At 48.7% G+C, this 17,886-nt stretch carries 14 protein-coding genes; 4 read left to right on the forward strand and 10 right to left on the reverse strand.

What is annotated here, in order from left to right:
* Positions 1-442: 442 nt before the first annotated feature.
* On the reverse strand, positions 443-1,483 hold the full coding sequence (locus tag ACK3CJ_RS06680) for a hypothetical protein (RefSeq protein WP_409525669.1): 1,041 nt from the start codon (positions 1,481-1,483) through the stop codon (positions 443-445).
* Between the two features lie 358 nt (positions 1,484-1,841).
* Between ACK3CJ_RS06680 and ACK3CJ_RS06685 the strand changes: the two genes are divergently transcribed.
* The 3 genes from ACK3CJ_RS06685 (at position 1,842) to ACK3CJ_RS06695 (ending at position 4,688) form a co-directional block, all read left to right on the forward strand.
* Positions 1,842-2,351, forward strand: a complete 510-nt coding sequence (locus tag ACK3CJ_RS06685; RefSeq protein ID WP_409525670.1) for a hypothetical protein — start codon at positions 1,842-1,844, stop codon at positions 2,349-2,351.
* A gap of 191 nt (positions 2,352-2,542) precedes the next feature.
* Entirely contained in the window at positions 2,543-3,955 is a 1,413-nt protein-coding gene (locus ACK3CJ_RS06690; protein ID WP_409525671.1) for a KAP family P-loop NTPase fold protein, read from the forward strand.
* Between the two features lie 103 nt (positions 3,956-4,058).
* The gene (locus ACK3CJ_RS06695; protein WP_409525672.1) at positions 4,059-4,688 is read left to right on the forward strand and encodes a hypothetical protein; all 630 of its coding nucleotides are present in this window, start codon (positions 4,059-4,061) and stop codon (positions 4,686-4,688) included.
* A gap of 96 nt (positions 4,689-4,784) precedes the next feature.
* On the opposite strand, the gene ACK3CJ_RS06700 is transcribed toward ACK3CJ_RS06695, so the two are convergent.
* The 8 genes from ACK3CJ_RS06700 to ACK3CJ_RS06735 form a co-directional block, all read right to left on the reverse strand.
* On the reverse strand, positions 4,785-5,369 hold the full coding sequence (locus tag ACK3CJ_RS06700) for a hypothetical protein (protein ID WP_409525673.1): 585 nt from the start codon (positions 5,367-5,369) through the stop codon (positions 4,785-4,787).
* A 430-nt stretch (positions 5,370-5,799) separates the two neighbouring features.
* Positions 5,800-6,813, reverse strand: a complete 1,014-nt coding sequence (locus ACK3CJ_RS06705) for an ABC transporter ATP-binding protein (RefSeq protein WP_409525674.1) — start codon at positions 6,811-6,813, stop codon at positions 5,800-5,802.
* Positions 6,810-7,865 carry an ABC transporter ATP-binding protein gene (locus tag ACK3CJ_RS06710; RefSeq protein ID WP_409525675.1) on the reverse strand — a complete coding sequence of 352 codons (1,056 nt, stop codon included), beginning with the start codon at positions 7,863-7,865 and terminating at the stop codon, positions 6,810-6,812. The genes ACK3CJ_RS06705 and ACK3CJ_RS06710 overlap by 4 nt, the downstream gene beginning before the upstream one ends.
* Positions 7,865-8,833: an ABC transporter permease gene (locus tag ACK3CJ_RS06715; RefSeq protein WP_409525676.1), complete on the reverse strand. Its 969-nt coding sequence runs from the start codon at positions 8,831-8,833 to the stop codon at positions 7,865-7,867. Before ACK3CJ_RS06715 ends, ACK3CJ_RS06710 begins: the two co-directional genes overlap by 1 nt.
* Positions 8,834-8,839: 6 nt before the next feature.
* Entirely contained in the window at positions 8,840-9,823 is a 984-nt protein-coding gene (locus ACK3CJ_RS06720) for an ABC transporter permease (RefSeq protein ID WP_409525677.1), read from the reverse strand.
* Positions 9,824-9,909: 86 nt separating this feature from the next.
* Positions 9,910-11,496 carry an ABC transporter substrate-binding protein gene (locus ACK3CJ_RS06725; RefSeq protein WP_409525678.1) on the reverse strand — a complete coding sequence of 529 codons (1,587 nt, stop codon included), beginning with the start codon at positions 11,494-11,496 and terminating at the stop codon, positions 9,910-9,912.
* Positions 11,497-11,881: 385 nt separating this feature from the next.
* Entirely contained in the window at positions 11,882-13,429 is a 1,548-nt protein-coding gene (glpD, locus tag ACK3CJ_RS06730; RefSeq protein WP_409525679.1) for a glycerol-3-phosphate dehydrogenase, read from the reverse strand.
* A gap of 218 nt (positions 13,430-13,647) precedes the next feature.
* Positions 13,648-14,406 carry a DeoR/GlpR family transcriptional regulator gene (locus ACK3CJ_RS06735; RefSeq protein WP_409525681.1) on the reverse strand — a complete coding sequence of 253 codons (759 nt, stop codon included), beginning with the start codon at positions 14,404-14,406 and terminating at the stop codon, positions 13,648-13,650.
* A gap of 211 nt (positions 14,407-14,617) precedes the next feature.
* Between ACK3CJ_RS06735 and glpK the strand changes: the two genes are divergently transcribed.
* Positions 14,618-16,105 carry a glycerol kinase GlpK gene (gene glpK / locus ACK3CJ_RS06740; protein WP_409525682.1) on the forward strand — a complete coding sequence of 496 codons (1,488 nt, stop codon included), beginning with the start codon at positions 14,618-14,620 and terminating at the stop codon, positions 16,103-16,105.
* 75 nt (positions 16,106-16,180) lie between these two features.
* Here the strand turns inward: glpK and ACK3CJ_RS06745 are convergent, their stop codons facing one another.
* Positions 16,181-17,701 (reverse strand): methyl-accepting chemotaxis protein, encoded by a 1,521-nt coding sequence (locus ACK3CJ_RS06745; RefSeq protein ID WP_409525683.1) that lies wholly within the window; start codon positions 17,699-17,701, stop codon positions 16,181-16,183.
* Positions 17,702-17,886: the final 185 nt, after the last annotated feature.

Here is a 17,886-nt window from a genome sequence, read left to right on the forward strand (position 1 = left end):
TACAGTAGTCAGTGTCATTGAGGGCAACGGTACCGGATGCATGCTATCTGCTTTGCAAGGATTCTTGATACTGCACTGCACTGCACTGCACTGCACTGCACGTTCTGCTTTCTGCTTTCTGCTTGCTTATCGCCATCATCGCCATTCAACCCTCTTCATTTTCACGATTGCTCGCGCATGACGTATCGCACCAACTAGTTCTAACTTTCGCTCACCGCTCCTGTCCAGATCGCGGAAGGCATATAGACCATTGCAACAGATACGATAATGATGACGTATCAGCCACTGGTATAAGTCATAAGGAAGATCTGGAAAGTGGGTAAAGCGCAGGTACAAAAAAAACCGCTCAGTAGCGGGTTGTCTGCTCAGTCACTGATAACAACATAGCAAGAACTAGTAATAAGAGTAGGTGTATTTTGAAATTTTTAAAAAAATTAATCATTTATTCTCTAGGAAAAGAAGCAATCAGCATCACGTGAATGATAAGTTTGAAGTTATTCTCATTAACAAAAGAGCTTTCGCTTCTGACAGCTTCAAAAATTTCAGAATAGTCATTGTTCAGTATGTCAACAATAGTACTCCATAATTTTTCTCCTTTATTTAAATCTGTCTCCTTCAAAAAAAATCCATGCGGGCCATATGCTACAACTTCAAAAAATATGTTATTGGTAATATACATGTATTGATAGCTTGAACTTCCACCTATTTCATGCAATGACGCGAAATTGTAAACATCATAAAAATAATCAAACAAGCCACAAATAGCTCCTCTGTAACCCATTTCATTCCTGAAGTTTTTATCAAGCTTCAATTTGTTAGCAATAGATTCGGCCTCATCAATAAACATTTCGAAAGATGTTAGTCGATGAAAAATCAAGTCTATAAATCTACCTTTAACCACGTCCCTATAATCATGACTATCAAAAAAATAACTATCAGATCCACTCTCAAAAAATATACCAATCTGTTCAAAATCAAACATCATAGTATCAATATTGTACTCGATACGACAAACAAGAGGGCTATAATATAACCGAAAATCACCAGCCATTGCATTAAAAAAGAAAAAATCATATGCTCTTAGTGCATAAGCCCTTAATGCATGATTACCTTTATATAGATTATCAATAGAATCTTCGATGAAGTATTTTTTATGATCGATATAGTTTTTAAATAAATTATTGCTCTCGGCAATCTTAATCTGCTTCGCAGTCTGTACTGCTCGATGAAACCCAGCAACTACTGCCCCAAATGGTATCCCCAGCGCCATAATACCCAACGGCAGTTTACTTATTTCTAAGAAGACTGCATAACCTGTAGCTGAGAGATCAACACTATACCCACGCCAAGCAAACCAACCAAGTATGAGCCCTGCAAGCACGGGGCTCAAGGTCATGATCCAGAAAAATTTGTGTTGAAACAGACCTTTATCTGGATCAAGCAACCAATCCTGTATGGTAACTTTCGTCTTCGATCCGCTCATACTCTTTCCCCATCTCTTCAAAGCCCTACCAACTGGATTGATGATCCCTGCTCAAAGATCAAGATACAAGCCCAACATAATCTACCATATCTTATGAAACGCTCACCCATTGCACCCACCATCGATATGGTCTATGTTCAAAAGGACAATCTTGAAGTACGCACTTGCTGTGATGGAGCACCGGCTGGGCGGTAGCGTGTGTAGCGCTGAAAACTGCCACCTCCTCCTAACTATCTTCGCATCCTGAGTCGTCGGCACGAAGTTGACAGATAAGTGATGACTGCACCACATCGCAGCTCTATCGATTTTTTTGCGCAACGAGGAGTATCTAAATATGTTATCGCAGCATGGAGTAAGTATGGACCTAAATGAGTTAGCGATGAAGTATTATCATGCATCTCTCGCTCTTGCGCAAAAGGCTTTATTAGCTGGCCTGACAGTAGCTGCGGTTGCATATTTAGTTGCAATAACTGGAGAAAAAAAAGAATCCTATTTGATACCACTTATTGAGATAGAGGTGGCATCTCTTAATTACTTTTCAATTTCTCTTCTTATTTTATTTTTTGCATGCGGTATAGCATGCTCCTATGGAATTAGTAAGGCCTTAGATAACTGGGAGTTAGTTACAGATAAAAATTTGGCATTCCGACTTCTTCATATTCCAAGCTTATTTATGATTGGCATTCTTGCTGACAGTGCTCTATACGGATTTATATTTACGGTAGGAGCAAGCCTATCAGATGCTATGTTTGGCTTTAGCGACTGGAAGTCATTTGTATTTGGCTGGATGGTAACTCTTCCATATCTTATTGCTTTTCGTTTATCTTCAGACTTGAGACAACTTAAAAAAGAAGATAATAACTCATAATTTTTATATATTTTTCGACTAATGAAAATTAATTTAATATAAGCCCTTCTAAACCAGAAATATTGCTACGAAAATCCCAATCAATGAATGATTATAAAGATCAAAGCTTAACCATTTAAGTCGAACATTTCTATTTCAACATATCTTATATCATAGATATTATGATTTGATAAAGGCTTGGGATATATATAATGTCAAAAAAAGAAAAAATTATCAATTTCAAAGCAGATTCGCCAATAGATGTCGATAAAGTCAATCCATTTTCAAATGATTTACTTGAGTTCGAGAGCGCAATTAAGAAACTATCATCAATATTACCTCATTTATCAACACCTTTTACTGTAGGTATTTATGGGGATTGGGGGTCTGGAAAAACATCTTTCATGAGGCTGCTATCTGCATCATTAGAAAACAATGATTGCAAGAATACTTTTTGGTTCAACGCTTGGGAATACGAAAACGATACCTCTCTTATGCTCCCCTTATTATCAAAGCTATCGAAGGATTTCAAAACTCAAGATGAAACATTTGATAAAATAAAAAAAATAGCTGCATCTGTGGTATTAACAGGAGCTGATATCATAACAAAAGTTGTGACATTAAATACCACCAGCATTAATGATATAGGTGCGAACATCAAGTTATATGAGGAGCAAGTAGGTGAAAGCTATGAGCGCTGGGTATCCGATATCGATAGTTTAAAAAGCAGCTTCAAAGATCTCATCCATGATATCACTAAAGGCGAATCTACTTTTTATATATTTATTGACGATCTAGATCGCTGCTTGCCAGAAAATATCATAAAACTAATTGAGAATATAAAGCACTTTTTAAGCGTCGCTGGCTGCAACTGCGTATTTATCTTAGGAATTGACAAAACAGCACTTACGTCAGCAATTAAAGCTAGATACGGAACTGAAGTAATTACAGGAGACGATTACTTAGAGAAGATCATAAACATAGCATTCAATGTCCCAACTAAAAATAACACCATGAGCAAGAATTACATAAGAAACAAATTAAAAGATCAAATAGATCAAAACTGGTTCAATGAAATAGAAAACGATGTAAATATCTTTTCAGATGCGTTATCAGAAACTAAAATTAAAAACCCAAGAAAACTAAAAATACTTATCTCAAGGTATTTGCTATTCATGGCCTTCAATGAAAATAAAGATTATTTTATTGAAATAATTGTTTCATTATTAATATATAGAGAATTCTTTCCAGATGCTTACAATATTAAGAAGAAAGAAATGATGGTTGATTACTTCCCATCCACAACAACATCCAGTGGAACAACAGGCTTTGGAAGAACTCTCAGCTTTAGTGAAATTGAAATAATAAGCTGCAGAGGATTTGCAGTCATACACCACGATGAAAGATACAAGTCATTGAGATACTTTACAGGAGTTTTTGGTTGGTTAATTCATAATTGCTTTGATAAATCAGATGCTGAGATTGATGCATCCTTAAGAAATACAATGAGCAACCCACCTCAAGGTGATAATTTGAAGCTTGTCAAATCTTTAATTGAATCAAGCTGTACGAAATCTCATAAAGATTATTTTGATGCAGTTGATTTTATTTTCTCTCTTTCATAGCCATATATTAATTTAATCTTTCATTGATCTATTGAATTTTTTTAAAATTAAAAGATAGAGCTATATACTAAATATAAATAGTAACGAGTCTTAGGGATAAATGATGAGTAAAAAAACACCGCGCTTCGTTGAGAATTTTGTTGGGGATTACATTGGCAATACTAGAGAAGAATTTACACAGAATCTCACAAGAAATATGAAGCGCGCACATGAGTTTCTTGATATGTGCGATTCAGACTTAAGCTATGCCAGAAAGCAACTGGAGCTCCAGGACTCGCCAGAGGCACGTCGTTTGTGGATTCGCACCATACCACCATGGGTTGAGGGTAATTTGAGCTTTTTGAGAGTTACGCCCTACTTGTACCCTCCACTCTTGGACCGGGTGCCTGATGATGTGAAAATTCTTTTCGCTGAAACAATCCTGCCCATCCATAATAAATCGAGCGCAAAGGATACCGTTAAGAAAACCCTAACAGGAATCGGGAAAGTAGCAGGTTTAGAAATTTCACCTAACCTAATGGGAGAGACAGGAGCACAAGCGCTTATGAACACTTTTGAAACTAGAGATGGTTTGATGCATCCTAGATCGGTCGAGGGCTATTTGGTTTCTGACGAAAATCTTAAATTATCATACGATGGGGTTGATTGGTTTAACCATAAATTTGCTGCAGTATTCCCTCCCATGATCGAGGTCATAAAAGAGATGATTGAAAATTCATCTGATGGGATATAACTGGGTGCGATGGTTTTCCTCTGGGAATCAAAACTTCGCCCCCCTGAAATAGCCATCCATTTCTTACGCCGTAACTACTGTAACCTCTGATCCGACCTACTGGCTTGCTTCCAACTGTCGCTGAAGTATTTCTGGGAACTTGCTGCCGAAGTCATCTTTTGCTCTCGATAAACGCAGATAGAGCTCATCACCAATACTTCTCATTTGTATCTCAAGTCGATTTTGCATGGTGCTTTTACTGCCAAATAACAGGGCTTTAGTAATCGGATATTGAAAAAAAACAGTCGTAAATGAGTCTGGATGATTCGCATTATCCACGAGTACCGTTAAAGGAAATCTGAGCTCCGCATAAAGATCAACAACACAATGATCGCTACCAATTGCATATCCTTGAGCAACCACAAAGACATCCGTCTTGAATGATCTGTCTTCTTTTGCAATCTTGAAATTATTCTGTCGAAGTGATAACTCAAATTGATCCTTAAGCCGTAATGGCTGTGGAAGGCAGCCACCTGTCACTTGATCTTCAATTTCAATATAAAAATTATCTTTAGCTGCCAAAACTGCCTCAATACCGCCATCGTAATACAATGAATGTCGATTTTCCGAGTATGCACTCAAGCTTAACATACCGGATGCAACAACCATCGGAACCAGCGCTTTCCTCATGATGGTTTTCATCTTCCTTGTCCCTCATCATAATTTATTGGCTCCAACAGTTTAGCAGCCCTTCCCAGATCATTAAATCACCAATATCCTGCTACTTGTTCAAGCCGCCCCCTCCTCCGAACCAGTCGGTTCTGAAGCACCTGCATACCCATCTTCCGATAGTACCGCAACTGATCCACCGTCATTTCCACCTCAGCCGCAATACGCGCATCAGCCCAGCGCTTTCCCTGGCGGTCATATGTACCCCTGCGAGCGTTACACAGTATCGCTTTACGGTGTTTCTCTGGCAATGAGTGAATCAAGGCTTAGAAAAATGTACCGGACCCCTTTAAGAATTAGCGGTGCTGGGCTAAAAATCTGACCCAATATGCCATTAACGAGTGGTTGAAAGAAAAATGTACCGGACCCCTTTAAGAAAGGGCCCGGTACGGAAGGCTATCGATCAGGCTGTACGCCCTTCCTCAATAGCGTGGCAGGAAACAGACTGGCCGCCTGATACGGCGATCAGTGCTGGTGCTTCACGTTTGCAGCGTTCGTTTGCCAGTGGGCAACGAGGGTGGAAGGTGCAGCCGGGCGGTGGGGTGATCGGGTTGGGCACTTCGCCCTTCATGATCACCTTCTCCTTGCCCGACATGGTGATGTCGGGGATGGTGGCGAGCAGCATCCGGGTGTAGGGGTGCTTTGGTTCTTCGAACAGCGTTTTGCTGTCGGCGATCTCCACGATACGACCCAGATACATAACGCCGACTCGGTTGGCCATATGGCGCACCACGGCCAGATCGTGGCTGATGAACAGATAGGTCAGGCCCAGGGTGTCCTGCAGATCTTTCATCAGGTTCAGGATTTGTGCCTGCACCGATACGTCCAGCGCCGAGGTTGGCTCGTCGCACACCAGAAATTCCGGGTTATTGGCCAGTGCGCGCGCGATACAGATGCGCTGGCGCTGACCGCCGGAAAATTCATGTGGCCATTTGCTGCCATCAGCAGGGGAGAGGCCCACCTGTGTCAGCAGTTCGCCGACACGCTCCTTGATCTTTTTCTCATCGCTCATCAGGCCGAACACTTTGATCGGCTCAGCGATGATACGATCCACCCGCCAGCGCGGATTGAGGCTGGCAAATGGATCCTGGAATATCATCTGGAAACGTTTGCGTAGCGTCTGAATATCAGCGTTGGACTTGATGTTGTGAACATCCTGACCATCAAAGTAGATATGGCCATCTGTCGGGTCATAGAGACCGACAACCAGTCGGGCAACGGTGGACTTGCCGCAACCGGACTCGCCCACCAGTGCAAAGGTCTCTCCCGGTTTGATGCTGAAGGATACACCGTCGACCGCTTTCAGCCAGCGCTTGGGCTCACGCTCCAACACACGGTTGAGAAAGGGTTTGGATACATCGAACTGACACTTGAGGTCTTCGACCGACAACAGTGTTTCTGCTGTGCTTGCTGTCATGCTGTCTGCTCCCTCTTGTCCTGGCTATCCTGGTCGTTGCCTTGATTGTTGTCTTGATTGTCTTGATTCTTGTTTTGATTGTCGTAAAGCCAGCAGGCGGCATGGGTTTTACCGGTTGGGATCAGGTTTGGGCGCTCCTCGCGGCAGCGATCAAAGACCTGAGTACAACGCGGATTAAAGGCGCAACCCTTGGGTATGGCTGTCAGGCGTGGCATTGAGCCATCGATCTGTACCAGCCGCTCTATTTCTGCGCCAAGGACTGGGATGGAGCCCATCAGACCCTTGGTATAGGGGTGCTGAGGGTTCTGGACCAGCTCCTTGACCGGCCCGATCTCTGCCAGGCGTCCGGCGTACATCACGGCCACGCGATCTGCCACTTCGGCTATGACACCCATATCGTGGGTGACCAGCATGACGGCAGTCTGATGCTCTTTACACAGATTTTTCAGCAGGGCGATGATCTGCGCCTGAACGGACACGTCGAGCGCGGTGGTTGGCTCATCGGCGATGATCAGTTCAGGATCGGCGCACAGTGCGAGGGCAATAACCACACGCTGGCGCATACCGCCAGAGAACTGATGCGGGTAGTGATCAACACGCTGCTCTGGGCCGGGGATACCGACTTCGGTCAGCAGGTCGATCGCACGCTGCCGGGCTTCTTTCTCGCTGATATCCTTATGAGTCAGGATTGTTTCGATGATCTGCTGGCCCACGGTGAACAGCGGGTTAAGGCTGGTCAGAGGGTCCTGAAAAATCATCGCAATCTTGCGCCCGCGAATCTTGCGCATCTGAGCAGGTGGCAGGTTATGGATCGGTTCTCCATGCAGCAGAACCTCGCCGCCAGCGACATGGCCAGGCGGTTCCAGCAGGCCGATAATGGCCGCGCCAGTCAGAGATTTACCTGCACCGGATTCACCGACAACGCCGAGTACTTCACCCTTGGCGATATCGAAAGAGACATCATCGATGGCAACCAGTACGCCACGGCGTGTCGGAAACTCGATGCGCAGATTGCGGACAGACAGAATGGGAGCTTGAGTATCGTTTGTCATCAGCGCAACCTCGGATTCAGTGCATCACGCAGCCAGTCGCCCAGCAGGTTGACCGATAGCGCCAACAGCAGCAGAGCGATACTCGGGAAGAGGATAATCCACCATTCCCCTGAGAACATGAAGTCCTGACCCACACGGATCAGGGTGCCCAGACTGGGCTGAGTCGGCGGTACGCCCACACCCAGGAACGACAGGGTCGCCTCAAGAATGATCGCCAGCGCCAGGCCGATAGTGGCAATAACCAGAACCGGGCCCATAACGTTGGGCAGAATATGACGCAGCAGAATCATCGGTGCCGGAACCCCGATCAGCCTGGCTGCCTGAACATACTCTTTGTTCTTTTCAGCCATGGTGGAGCTGCGAACCGTTCGGGCATATTGCACCCAGTCCGACAGGCCGATGGCGATGATCAATACATAGATCGCCATCTTGTCCTGTACCTGCACCGGCACGACCCCCTTGAACACACCAAAGATCAGCAGTGCGATCAGAATGGCAGGGAAGGAGAGCTGTACGTCAGCAACGCGCATTACAGCGCTGTCGACCCAGCCGCCGAGATAGCCGGACAACAGACCGAGAGTGATGCCGAGAATCGCAGCGAAACCCACAGCGGCAAAGCCGACCATCAGGGATACGCGTGAACCATAAAGAATGGCAGAGAAAAGATCGCGACCCTGCGCATCCGTACCCAGCAAAAAGCTGTTGCCGGTAAACTCATTCGGTGTCATCGGCGCGGTGAAACCTTCCATCAGATTCAGCGTACTGGGATCGAAGGGGTTTTGGGGTGAGATCAAGGGTGCACAGAGTGCTGCCGTGATCATCACAAATGCAACGATTGCCGATATGATCGTGATCGGGGATCGGCTGAAGCTGTAGAAAATATCACTGTCCAGAATGCGTGCCAGCAGTGACGGTGCTTTGGTAGTACTTTTGGTAGTACTATTGGTAGTACTCTGCATATTTGACATGATCTGTTAGTGTCCTTTTCCTGAGCCTTTGGCGCGCAAGCGTGGATCAACGGCGAAATACAGAAGGTCAACGACCAGGTTGATAACGACGAAGATCAATGAGATCAGTACCAGATAAGCGGACATGATTGGAATATCCACAAACTGGATCGCTGTGATGAACAGCAGGCCGACCCCGGGCCACTGGAATACGGTCTCGGTGATGATGGCAAACGCAACAATTGAACCTATCTGCAGACCGGCGATGGTGATGACCGGGAGCAGGGTGTTTTTCAATGCATGGCTGAAGTGGATAGCGCGATTACTCAGACCACGGGCACGGGCAAATTTGATGTAATCGGTGCGCAGCACTTCCAGCATTTCGGCGCGGACCAGTCGCATGATCAGAGTCAGCTGATAAAGCCCCAGCGTGATGGATGGCATGATCAACGATTTCAGCCCCGAACTGGTCAAAAGCCCGGTACTCCACCAGCCTAACTGGACCACTTCCCCTCGCCCGAATGCGGGCAGTATCTGCAGGTATACGGAAAACAGATAGATCAACAAAATACCGATCAGGAAGGTGGGCAACGAGACCCCGATCAGTGACGAACTCATGATGAAGTGGCTGAGCCATCCATCTCGCCTGAGTGCCGTGTAAACCCCCAGGCCTATACCGAACACCAGTGCTGCAGTGCCTGAAATAATGGCAAGCTCCAGTGTGGCTGGCAGCCGCTCGGCAATGATATCTGCTACTGGGCGTGCCATGCGGTAGGAGATGCCAAACTCTCCACGTGCGGCATTCCCGACAAAACGAAAATACTGAATGAAAATTGGATCATTAAGACCCAGCTGCTCGCGCAGTTGTTCACGCTCGATCATGGTGGCTTCTTGCCCGACCATGTTGTTGATCGGGTCACCGATAAATCGGAACAGCCCGAAAGCGACCAGCGCAACGGCAAGCATAACCAGTACAGACTGGAGCAGACGTCGAATAATGAAGGCGATCATGTGTGAAAGAACCTGTTACAGAGAGATGCATACAGCAGCAGCCGCACTGGGCGGCTGCTGCTTGAATGGATGAAGATCATCCTGTCTTACTTTTTGTACTTCAGATGCATGAAGTACGGGGTGTTTTCAGACTGTACCGGGAATTCGATGTTATCTTTCATCGCCCAGTTCAACATCTGATGATGCAGTGGCAGATACACGACCTGTTCGTGAACTTCGTTCCAGATCTCAGACATCATACCTGAGCGTTTCTCCAGATCGGTTTCACTGGTAAGACCCTGAATCAATGCATCGATATGTGGGTTGGAGTAGCCGGTTGCGTTCCACGCACCACCGACATCAGACTTGGTTTCGTACAGGTAATGGAACACGTAATGTGAATCCAGTGGTGGTACGCCCCAGCCCAGCAGATAGAAGTCCAGCTCTCCACGTGGCAGTTCTGCAAAGTGAATGCTGCGGGTACGAGCATCCAGACGGACACGCACACCGATCTGTCCCAGCATGCCTGTGACAGCCTGGCAGATCGCTTCATCGTTAATGTAGCGGTCGTTGGTGCAGTGCAGGGTCACGCTGAAACCGTCCGCATAGCCAGCTTCAGCCAGCAGTGCTTTGGCGCGATCGAGATCAACAGCCGGTACTTCGTCCAGCTGCGCGTCATAACCATCCACGAACGGTGGTGCGATCATACCGGCAGAGACCGACTGACCACGCATGACGACACGGTTGATGGCATCACGGTTGATGGCGATATTCATCGCTTCACGGACGCGGACATCAGCAAAGGGGTTGGCACCCTTAACGTCTGAGGTTTTCAGCTCAGGCCAGGACTGCTGCATGCCGAGGAAGATAGTACGGTTTTCCGGGCCGGAACGAACGGTCAGGCCTGGTGCATTGTTCAGACGCTCCAGATCCTGCACAGGTGGATCCAGCAGGAAGTCGATCTCACCGGACAGCAGTGCAGCGGCACGTGTTGCGGTAGAGGCGATCGGGGTGTAGATGATGCGGCTGATTTCCATCGGATACTGGCCGATTCCCCAGTATTCGTCGTTACGAACCAGTTCGGTACGGATATCCGGCTCACGGTGAACGACACGGAAGGGACCTGTACCGTTGGCATTACGTACGGCAAAGGTTTCTTCGCCGGTGGAGTAATTCTGTGGCACGGTCACGTTGTGCTCTTCTGCCCACTCTTTGTCCATCATGAACAGGTTGGTCAGGTTGTTTGGCAACAGTGGGTTAGGGCCATCAGTTCTCAGGTGAACCGTGTAGTCGTCAACCTTGATCGCTTCAACAACTGATGTCAGCAGGCCTTTCATATCGGCGTTTTCATGCTTGGCGCGCATGATGGAGAACACCACGTCATCAGCATTGAAAGGGTTGCCGTTATGATATTTCACACCCTGGCGCAGTTTGAACTCCCATACAGTGGGGTCATCTGTCACATACCACTCAGTCGCCAGGCGTTCAGCCAGTTTCATCTCTTGATCACGGTAAACCAGCGTGTCAAAGATCTGGTGGTTCATGTTGTGAGTAGGGCCCTCGTTCTGTGCATGAGGATCCAGTGTCAAACCGTCACCAGCGCTTGACCAGCGGAAGGTTTCGGCAGAAGCGGTGGTCGCGATCAGAGCAGATGAGGCGAGAGCAATTGCGGCGGCGAGACGAGTCATTTTCATTCTGAAAACTCCGTGTAAAGTCGATCATTGGCAAAGGATGCGAGGAGCGACTGGTAGTGGATCTTTATTGTTATTTACTAGTGCTGCATTCTGAACAAATTTTTACTTCTGTGCAAAATTTTTATCAGGCACTAAAATTTTATTAGGTACAACCCTAATTAAAATGACTTCAGGCGGAAAACTCAAGCAAAATCTTCCTGAGATGAAATAACAGACCGACTCCGTCATCTCCATGTATCAGGAGTGTAGTTCAGAATTAAACTTTTGCGCTGTGAATGAGTGGGAATTTGCAGAAAATATAATGAAGAATTACCCATCACGAAAACCCTGTGGCCAGGGCTTCGCGATGAGGCTGATATGTAAGAAGGCTATGCAGAACAGTCGTTCAGCGAAGGCCCGCAACTGACGCTAACGGCGAGTTGTGATCGTCGGAGAGCGGTTTATTGAGAACCGAATTCAGATACTGCTCCAGACGCTGTTTCTCCTCATCGGTCATACGAATACCGGTTTTGGTGCGACGCCAGATGATGTCATCAACGCTTTTAGCCCACTCATGCAGGACAAGATACTCGACCTCCAGCGCAAAGAGTTGCCCGAAGCGCTCACCCAATCCTTCCATTGAGCCCGCCTTGTCGAGCCATTGCTCTGCCAGACGCCCATAAGTGAAGGCGATACGGCGTGCAGAGAAGGGATCCAGCCAATTGTAACGGGACTGCAACTCGTGAGTATAAGATTCCGGAGATGTGATTCTCTCACCTCCCGGCAAAGTGGCCGATGCAGTCCAGTCACCTTTGGCGTTTGGAAAATAGGGTTTCAATGCGCCCACGGCAGCCTGCGCCAGTTTGCGGTAGGTAGTCAGCTTGCCGCCGAAGATCGACAGCAATGGCGCACGCCCGGCACGATCTTCCACTTCAAAGTGGTAGTCGCGTGTGACCTTGGCGGCTTCTTTACCTTCTTCGCGCTCACCCTGCATCAGCGGGCGCACACCGGAATAGGTCCAGACGATATCGGAGCGAGCCAGATCAGATTTGAAGTACTGACGTGTGATACCGATCAGGTAGTCGATCTCCTGATCATCTATCTCGGGTTTGCGCGGATCAGCCGAGTAATCGACATCGGTGGTGCCGATCAGCGAAAACTCATCCAGATAGGGGATAACGAACACGATACGGCCATCACTGTTCTGCAGGATATAGGCCTCCTGCTCATCATGGATGCGCGGCACAATGATATGGCTACCCTTGACCAGACGTATGGTTTTGTCGATCCGGATATCATCCATCTGATCCAGCACGCTGCGCACCCAGGGGCCAGCGGCGTTGACGATACTGCGGGTCCAGACGGTAAAGGATTGGCCATTTTCGGGCGTCACCGTGACTTCCCACATATCCTGATCACGCCGGGCATGGGTGACACTGTGGCGGGTCTCGATCCGGGCACCGAGGTTTTCGGCCAGCTTGGCATTCATGACGACCAGACGCGCATCGTCCACACGGCAATCACTGTACTCAAATCCTTTGCTGTATTCGTTGCGTACTGGTCCATCGGGTGCGAAGGCGATCCCTTTGGAGGCGGGCAGGCTGACGCGCTTGCTCAGGTGGTCGTACATGAAAAGACCGATGCGGATCATCCAGCCGGGGCGCAGACCCTTGTGGTGTGGCATGCGAAAACGCAGAGGAGTGACCAGATGTGGCGCCATGCGCAGCAGTACTTCACGTTCTGCCAGTGCTTCCTTGACCAGCCTGAATTCGTAGTGTTCGAGGTAGCGCAGACCGCCGTGAATCAGTTTGGAGCTCCATGAAGAGGTGGCACTGGCCAGATCGGATGCTTCAAACAGGGCAACAGACAGGCCACGACCTGCCGCATCGGCAGCCACACCGACGCCATTGATGCCACCTCCGATAACGACCAGATCGTAAATTGTGTCCTTCATCTTTGCCTCTGTTACATCTTTCGATGCACTCAATGGTTTGAGCGTTTATGTTCGATATTGTGTAAATATAGGCGTGGTAAAACTGTTTGGCAAGAATAAATGTTCGTTATTTTTCGATTATCGAGGTTTTTGAGTCGCCACGAAGAGATTATGGCGAAAAAAAACGGCACATGAACAGTGCCGTCTTGCAATGAGGATCTGTAATGAGGAGAAAAGGGTCAGCACAGGTATAGTTGTACCTGTGCCTGCTCCATCAATGCGGTCAGCTTGTCTGAGGGTTTCTGATCAGTGAACAGGGCAGAGCATTGCTCAAGGTTGCCGAGCCTGACCATGGCGCTGCGACCGAACTTGGAATGATCCGCCGCGAGATACACATAGCGAGAGTTGGCGATGATCGCCTGAGCGATACGGACCTCCTGATAATCGAAGTCGAGCAGGCTGCCTTCATCATCAATACCACTGATACCGATAATGCCGTAATCCAGCTTGAACTGATGCACAAAATCGCGTGTGGCTTCACCCACGATACCACCATCACGACTGCGTACTTCTCCCCCGGCGATGATTACGGTGAAGTCCGGCTTAGCACTGAGAATCGACGCTACAATCAGATTGTTGGTAACGACCTTCAATCCCTTGCGCTCCAACAATGCCTGAGCGATGGTTTCGTTGGTGGTGCCGATATTGATAAACAGCGATGAATGATCCGGAATATGTGCCGCGACCTGCTGTGCAATCCTGTGTTTCTCGGTGTGATACTGGATCTTGCGTGTCTGATACTCGGTGTTTTCGGTGCTGGATGCAGGGCCAGCACCACCATGATGGCGCTCGATTTCGCCACGCTTGGCCATCTGGTTCAGATCGCGGCGAATGGTCTGAGGCGTTACATCCAGTTCGGCGACCAGTTCATCAATCGTCAGGTAGCCTTTCTGCTTGATCAGATCAATTATTTTTGATTGGCGGAGTGTCTGGCTCATGAGTTTTAACTTTCGTCAGCTGATGATCGTTTAGTGTGCAATAGTAGCATGTAAAACCGGCTGAATATCAGTAATTGTCCTAGTAAACAAAGGCATGGCCTGAAAGAGTGCGATAATAAAGGATACAAACCCGATTGGTGGTTGAAAAATGTTCGGATGCAGGCTATAAATGCACTAATGTGAATAAAAACGAAAAAATAAGAAAATTATTATGTCTGACTATATACTCGCGATTGATCAGGGCACAACCTCCAGCCGTGCCATCCTCTATACCACTGATATGGAAGTGGTGACCTCAGCCCAGGAGGAGTTTCAACAACACTTCCCGAAAAATGGCTGGGTCGAGCATGACCCCGACGATATCTGGCAGACGGTACTCAGAACCTGCCGCTCTGTATTGGCGCGCTCCAATGTTGCGGCGAACTCCGTCAAGGCGATCGGTATCACTAATCAGCGTGAAACCACGCTGGTGTGGGATAGGCGCACTGGAGAGCCGGTTTATAACGCTATCGTCTGGCAGGATCGGCGCTCATCTGCGTTCTGCCATCAGTTGAAGGAAGATGGTCTGGAGCAGCGCTTTCAGGACAAAACCGGACTGCTGCTGGATCCCTATTTTTCCGGTACCAAACTCAACTGGATACTCAACAACGTCAAGAATGCGCGTGAACGGGCCGAAAGAGGAGAGCTGTGCTTCGGAACCGTCGATAGCTATCTGCTGTGGCGTCTGAGTGGTGGTAAGGTGCATGCTACCGATGCCTCTAACGCATCACGCACCTTGTTGTTCAATATTCACGATCAGTGCTGGGACAGCGAGCTGATGGAGTTGCTGGAGATTCCTCTGTCGATGATGCCGGATGTCCGCGACAGCGCTGATGACTATGGCGTTTGCGATGCCAAGTGGCTGGGTGCCGAGATACCTGTGTGCAGCATGATCGGTGATCAGCAAAGTGCTTTGGTGGGTCAGGCGTGTCTGGAGCCGGGGATGTTGAAGAGCACCTACGGCACGGGCTGCTTTGCGATGGTGAATACGGGCGATCAGGCGATCATCAGCCAGCATCGTTTGCTGACAACCGTTGCCTACCGCATTGGCGGTCAGACCACCTATGCGATAGAGGGCAGTATCTTTATGGCAGGTGCGATCATTCAGTGGCTGCGTGATGGCGTGGGTATTTTGAAGGATGCCGCTGATTCTGAAGCACTGGCACGCTCAGTCACGCATGAACAGTCCGAAATCATGGTTCCGGCCTTTACCGGCCTGGGAGCCCCTTACTGGGACCCGGATGCCCGTGCTGCCATTTTCGGTATGACACGTGATACCGGAGCGGCTCAGCTGGTGGCAGCCGCGATCCGCAGTGTTGCCTTTCAGACAGAAGATCTGCTGCAGGCGATGGTACAGGATGGTATCGAGGTCAAATCGCTGCGTGTGGATGGTGGCATGGTGAAGAATCGCTGGTTCCTGCAGGTGCTGGCCGATTTGACCGGTATTCCGACCGTGACCAGCCATACGGCTGAAACAACTGCGAAGGGTGCGGCGCTGTTGGCAGGGTTGCAGATAGGGCGCTTCCGCGATCTGCAGGAACTGGGCAGTGTCTGGAAGATTGCTGAAAACTACACCCCCTCATTACCGAAGGCTAATCGTGAGACCTACTACAGCCGCTGGTTGGATGCTGTGGCAAGGGTGCGTCAGGATAAGGCTTAGATTGGCTGATAGGTCGAAAGAAAAATGGCGGGCCTGGCGCCCGCCGAAGGGAGATTTTCTTAAACTAACACTGCTTTAAACCCTGAAATTACTCACCAGCCCATGCAACTGCTGGGCGCGCTCAAGTAATCCTCTTGTCAAACTATCCACCTCCTGGGTATCCTGCTCGGCAGTGATTGAGATATCCGCGATACGGGTCAGGCGCTGACTGATATCGCTGGCGACGATGGTTTGCTCATTGGCGGCCGTAGATATCTGCATATTCATGCGATTGATATTGGCAACGGCCTCTGCGACAGCATCCAGTGCTACCTCTGCACCATTGGCCTGATCAACCGTCTCACGACCCTTGCTGCAGCTCTTCTGCATGGCACTGACGGCCTGCTGAGTACCAGCTTCCAGGCGCTCAATCATTCTGTGTATCTCTTCGGTGCTGCTTTGTGTTCGGCTCGCGAGCGTGCGCACTTCATCTGCCACAACCGCAAAACCTCTACCCTGCTCACCGGCACGGGCCGCTTCTATGGCTGCATTCAGGGCCAGCAGATTGGTCTGTTCGGCGATACCACGGATCACATCCAGCACTGTAGAAATCTGCATCACATCTTTTTCGAGTGCATTGATAACATTGGCGCCTTGATCGATCTCAATGGCCAGATTACCAATGCCACTGATGGCCGTCTGTACGATAGCGCGTGCACGCTGTCCTTCTGAGTCGGCACTGTTGGCACCATCGGCGGCTTCTGATGCATTGCGAGAGACGCTTTCAGCAGTACTGGCCATCTCCTGCATGGCTACCGCGACCTGATCCGTTTCGTCACGCTGAGTCTGAACGCCCCGATTAGTGCGTGCTGCAGCCTGTTGCGTATCGGTTATGGCACCGTCCATGTCATCAACAGCGACGATCACCTCCTTGACCAGATCATGGATCTTGGCGACAAAGGTGTTGAAACTTTCAGCCAGCTGTCCTATCTCGTTCTTGCGTCTGATATCGATACGGCGGGTCAGATCGCCATCACCCTGGGCGATATCGCTCAAAGCTTCTGACAGGGTGTGGATGGGCCCAGTGACCAGTCGGTTGAGCAGGATTACAACGGCGCCCATCACGACGGCAATCAGCAGCAGGTTCTGCAGAATCACCCGGATCAGAGAGTCTTGCAAAGCCTGTTGAATCTGGGTTGAATCGGTGTAAATCTGAGCGCTACCCACGACCGTTTCGCCCCATGTCAGGTCGAATGCGAGGTCGGGTTCCATGCTGAGGGTGTTGGCCTCAAGAATGGTTATCTCGCCCGCGTCATCGCGGCTCATGCCGACGATCAGGTCGCCGACATCATCAAATACAAAGATCGCCTGAACCACCTGAGCTGCCAGTTCTGATTCAACAATCAGCAGCGCCTGGCTGGGTGTAAAGTTCCATATGGCGGGTGGGATGCTCTGCTGCAATCTCTGTGCAACGGCATCTATCTGGCGGTTGAACTGCTCCGACAAGGCGCTTTCCGTTTCGCGATAGTTGTAAGCAGAGAAGATGGTGAGCAGGATCAGCAGTACTGCGCCGGTCACCAGATTGAAGCGAACACTAATGCGTTGGCGTAACGTCATGGGGCACCTCGAGGGTCTTGATTCTTGTTGTTATATACCCGTTGGCAAAGGTCAGTTTTCTACCCTTACAAAGGAAGGAGAAAAAAAGTGGCCGACGGCAGGCGGCCACTGCCAAAGGGCTAAAGAGTGTCTAAGCAGGAGAAACACGTGATCCGGCAAGTTGCACATGACGGATCACGCAGGTG

Origin of the sequence: Nitrincola salilacus (assembly GCF_046271865.1) — a bacterium.
Lineage (GTDB): Bacteria > Pseudomonadota > Gammaproteobacteria > Pseudomonadales > Balneatricaceae > Nitrincola > Nitrincola salilacus.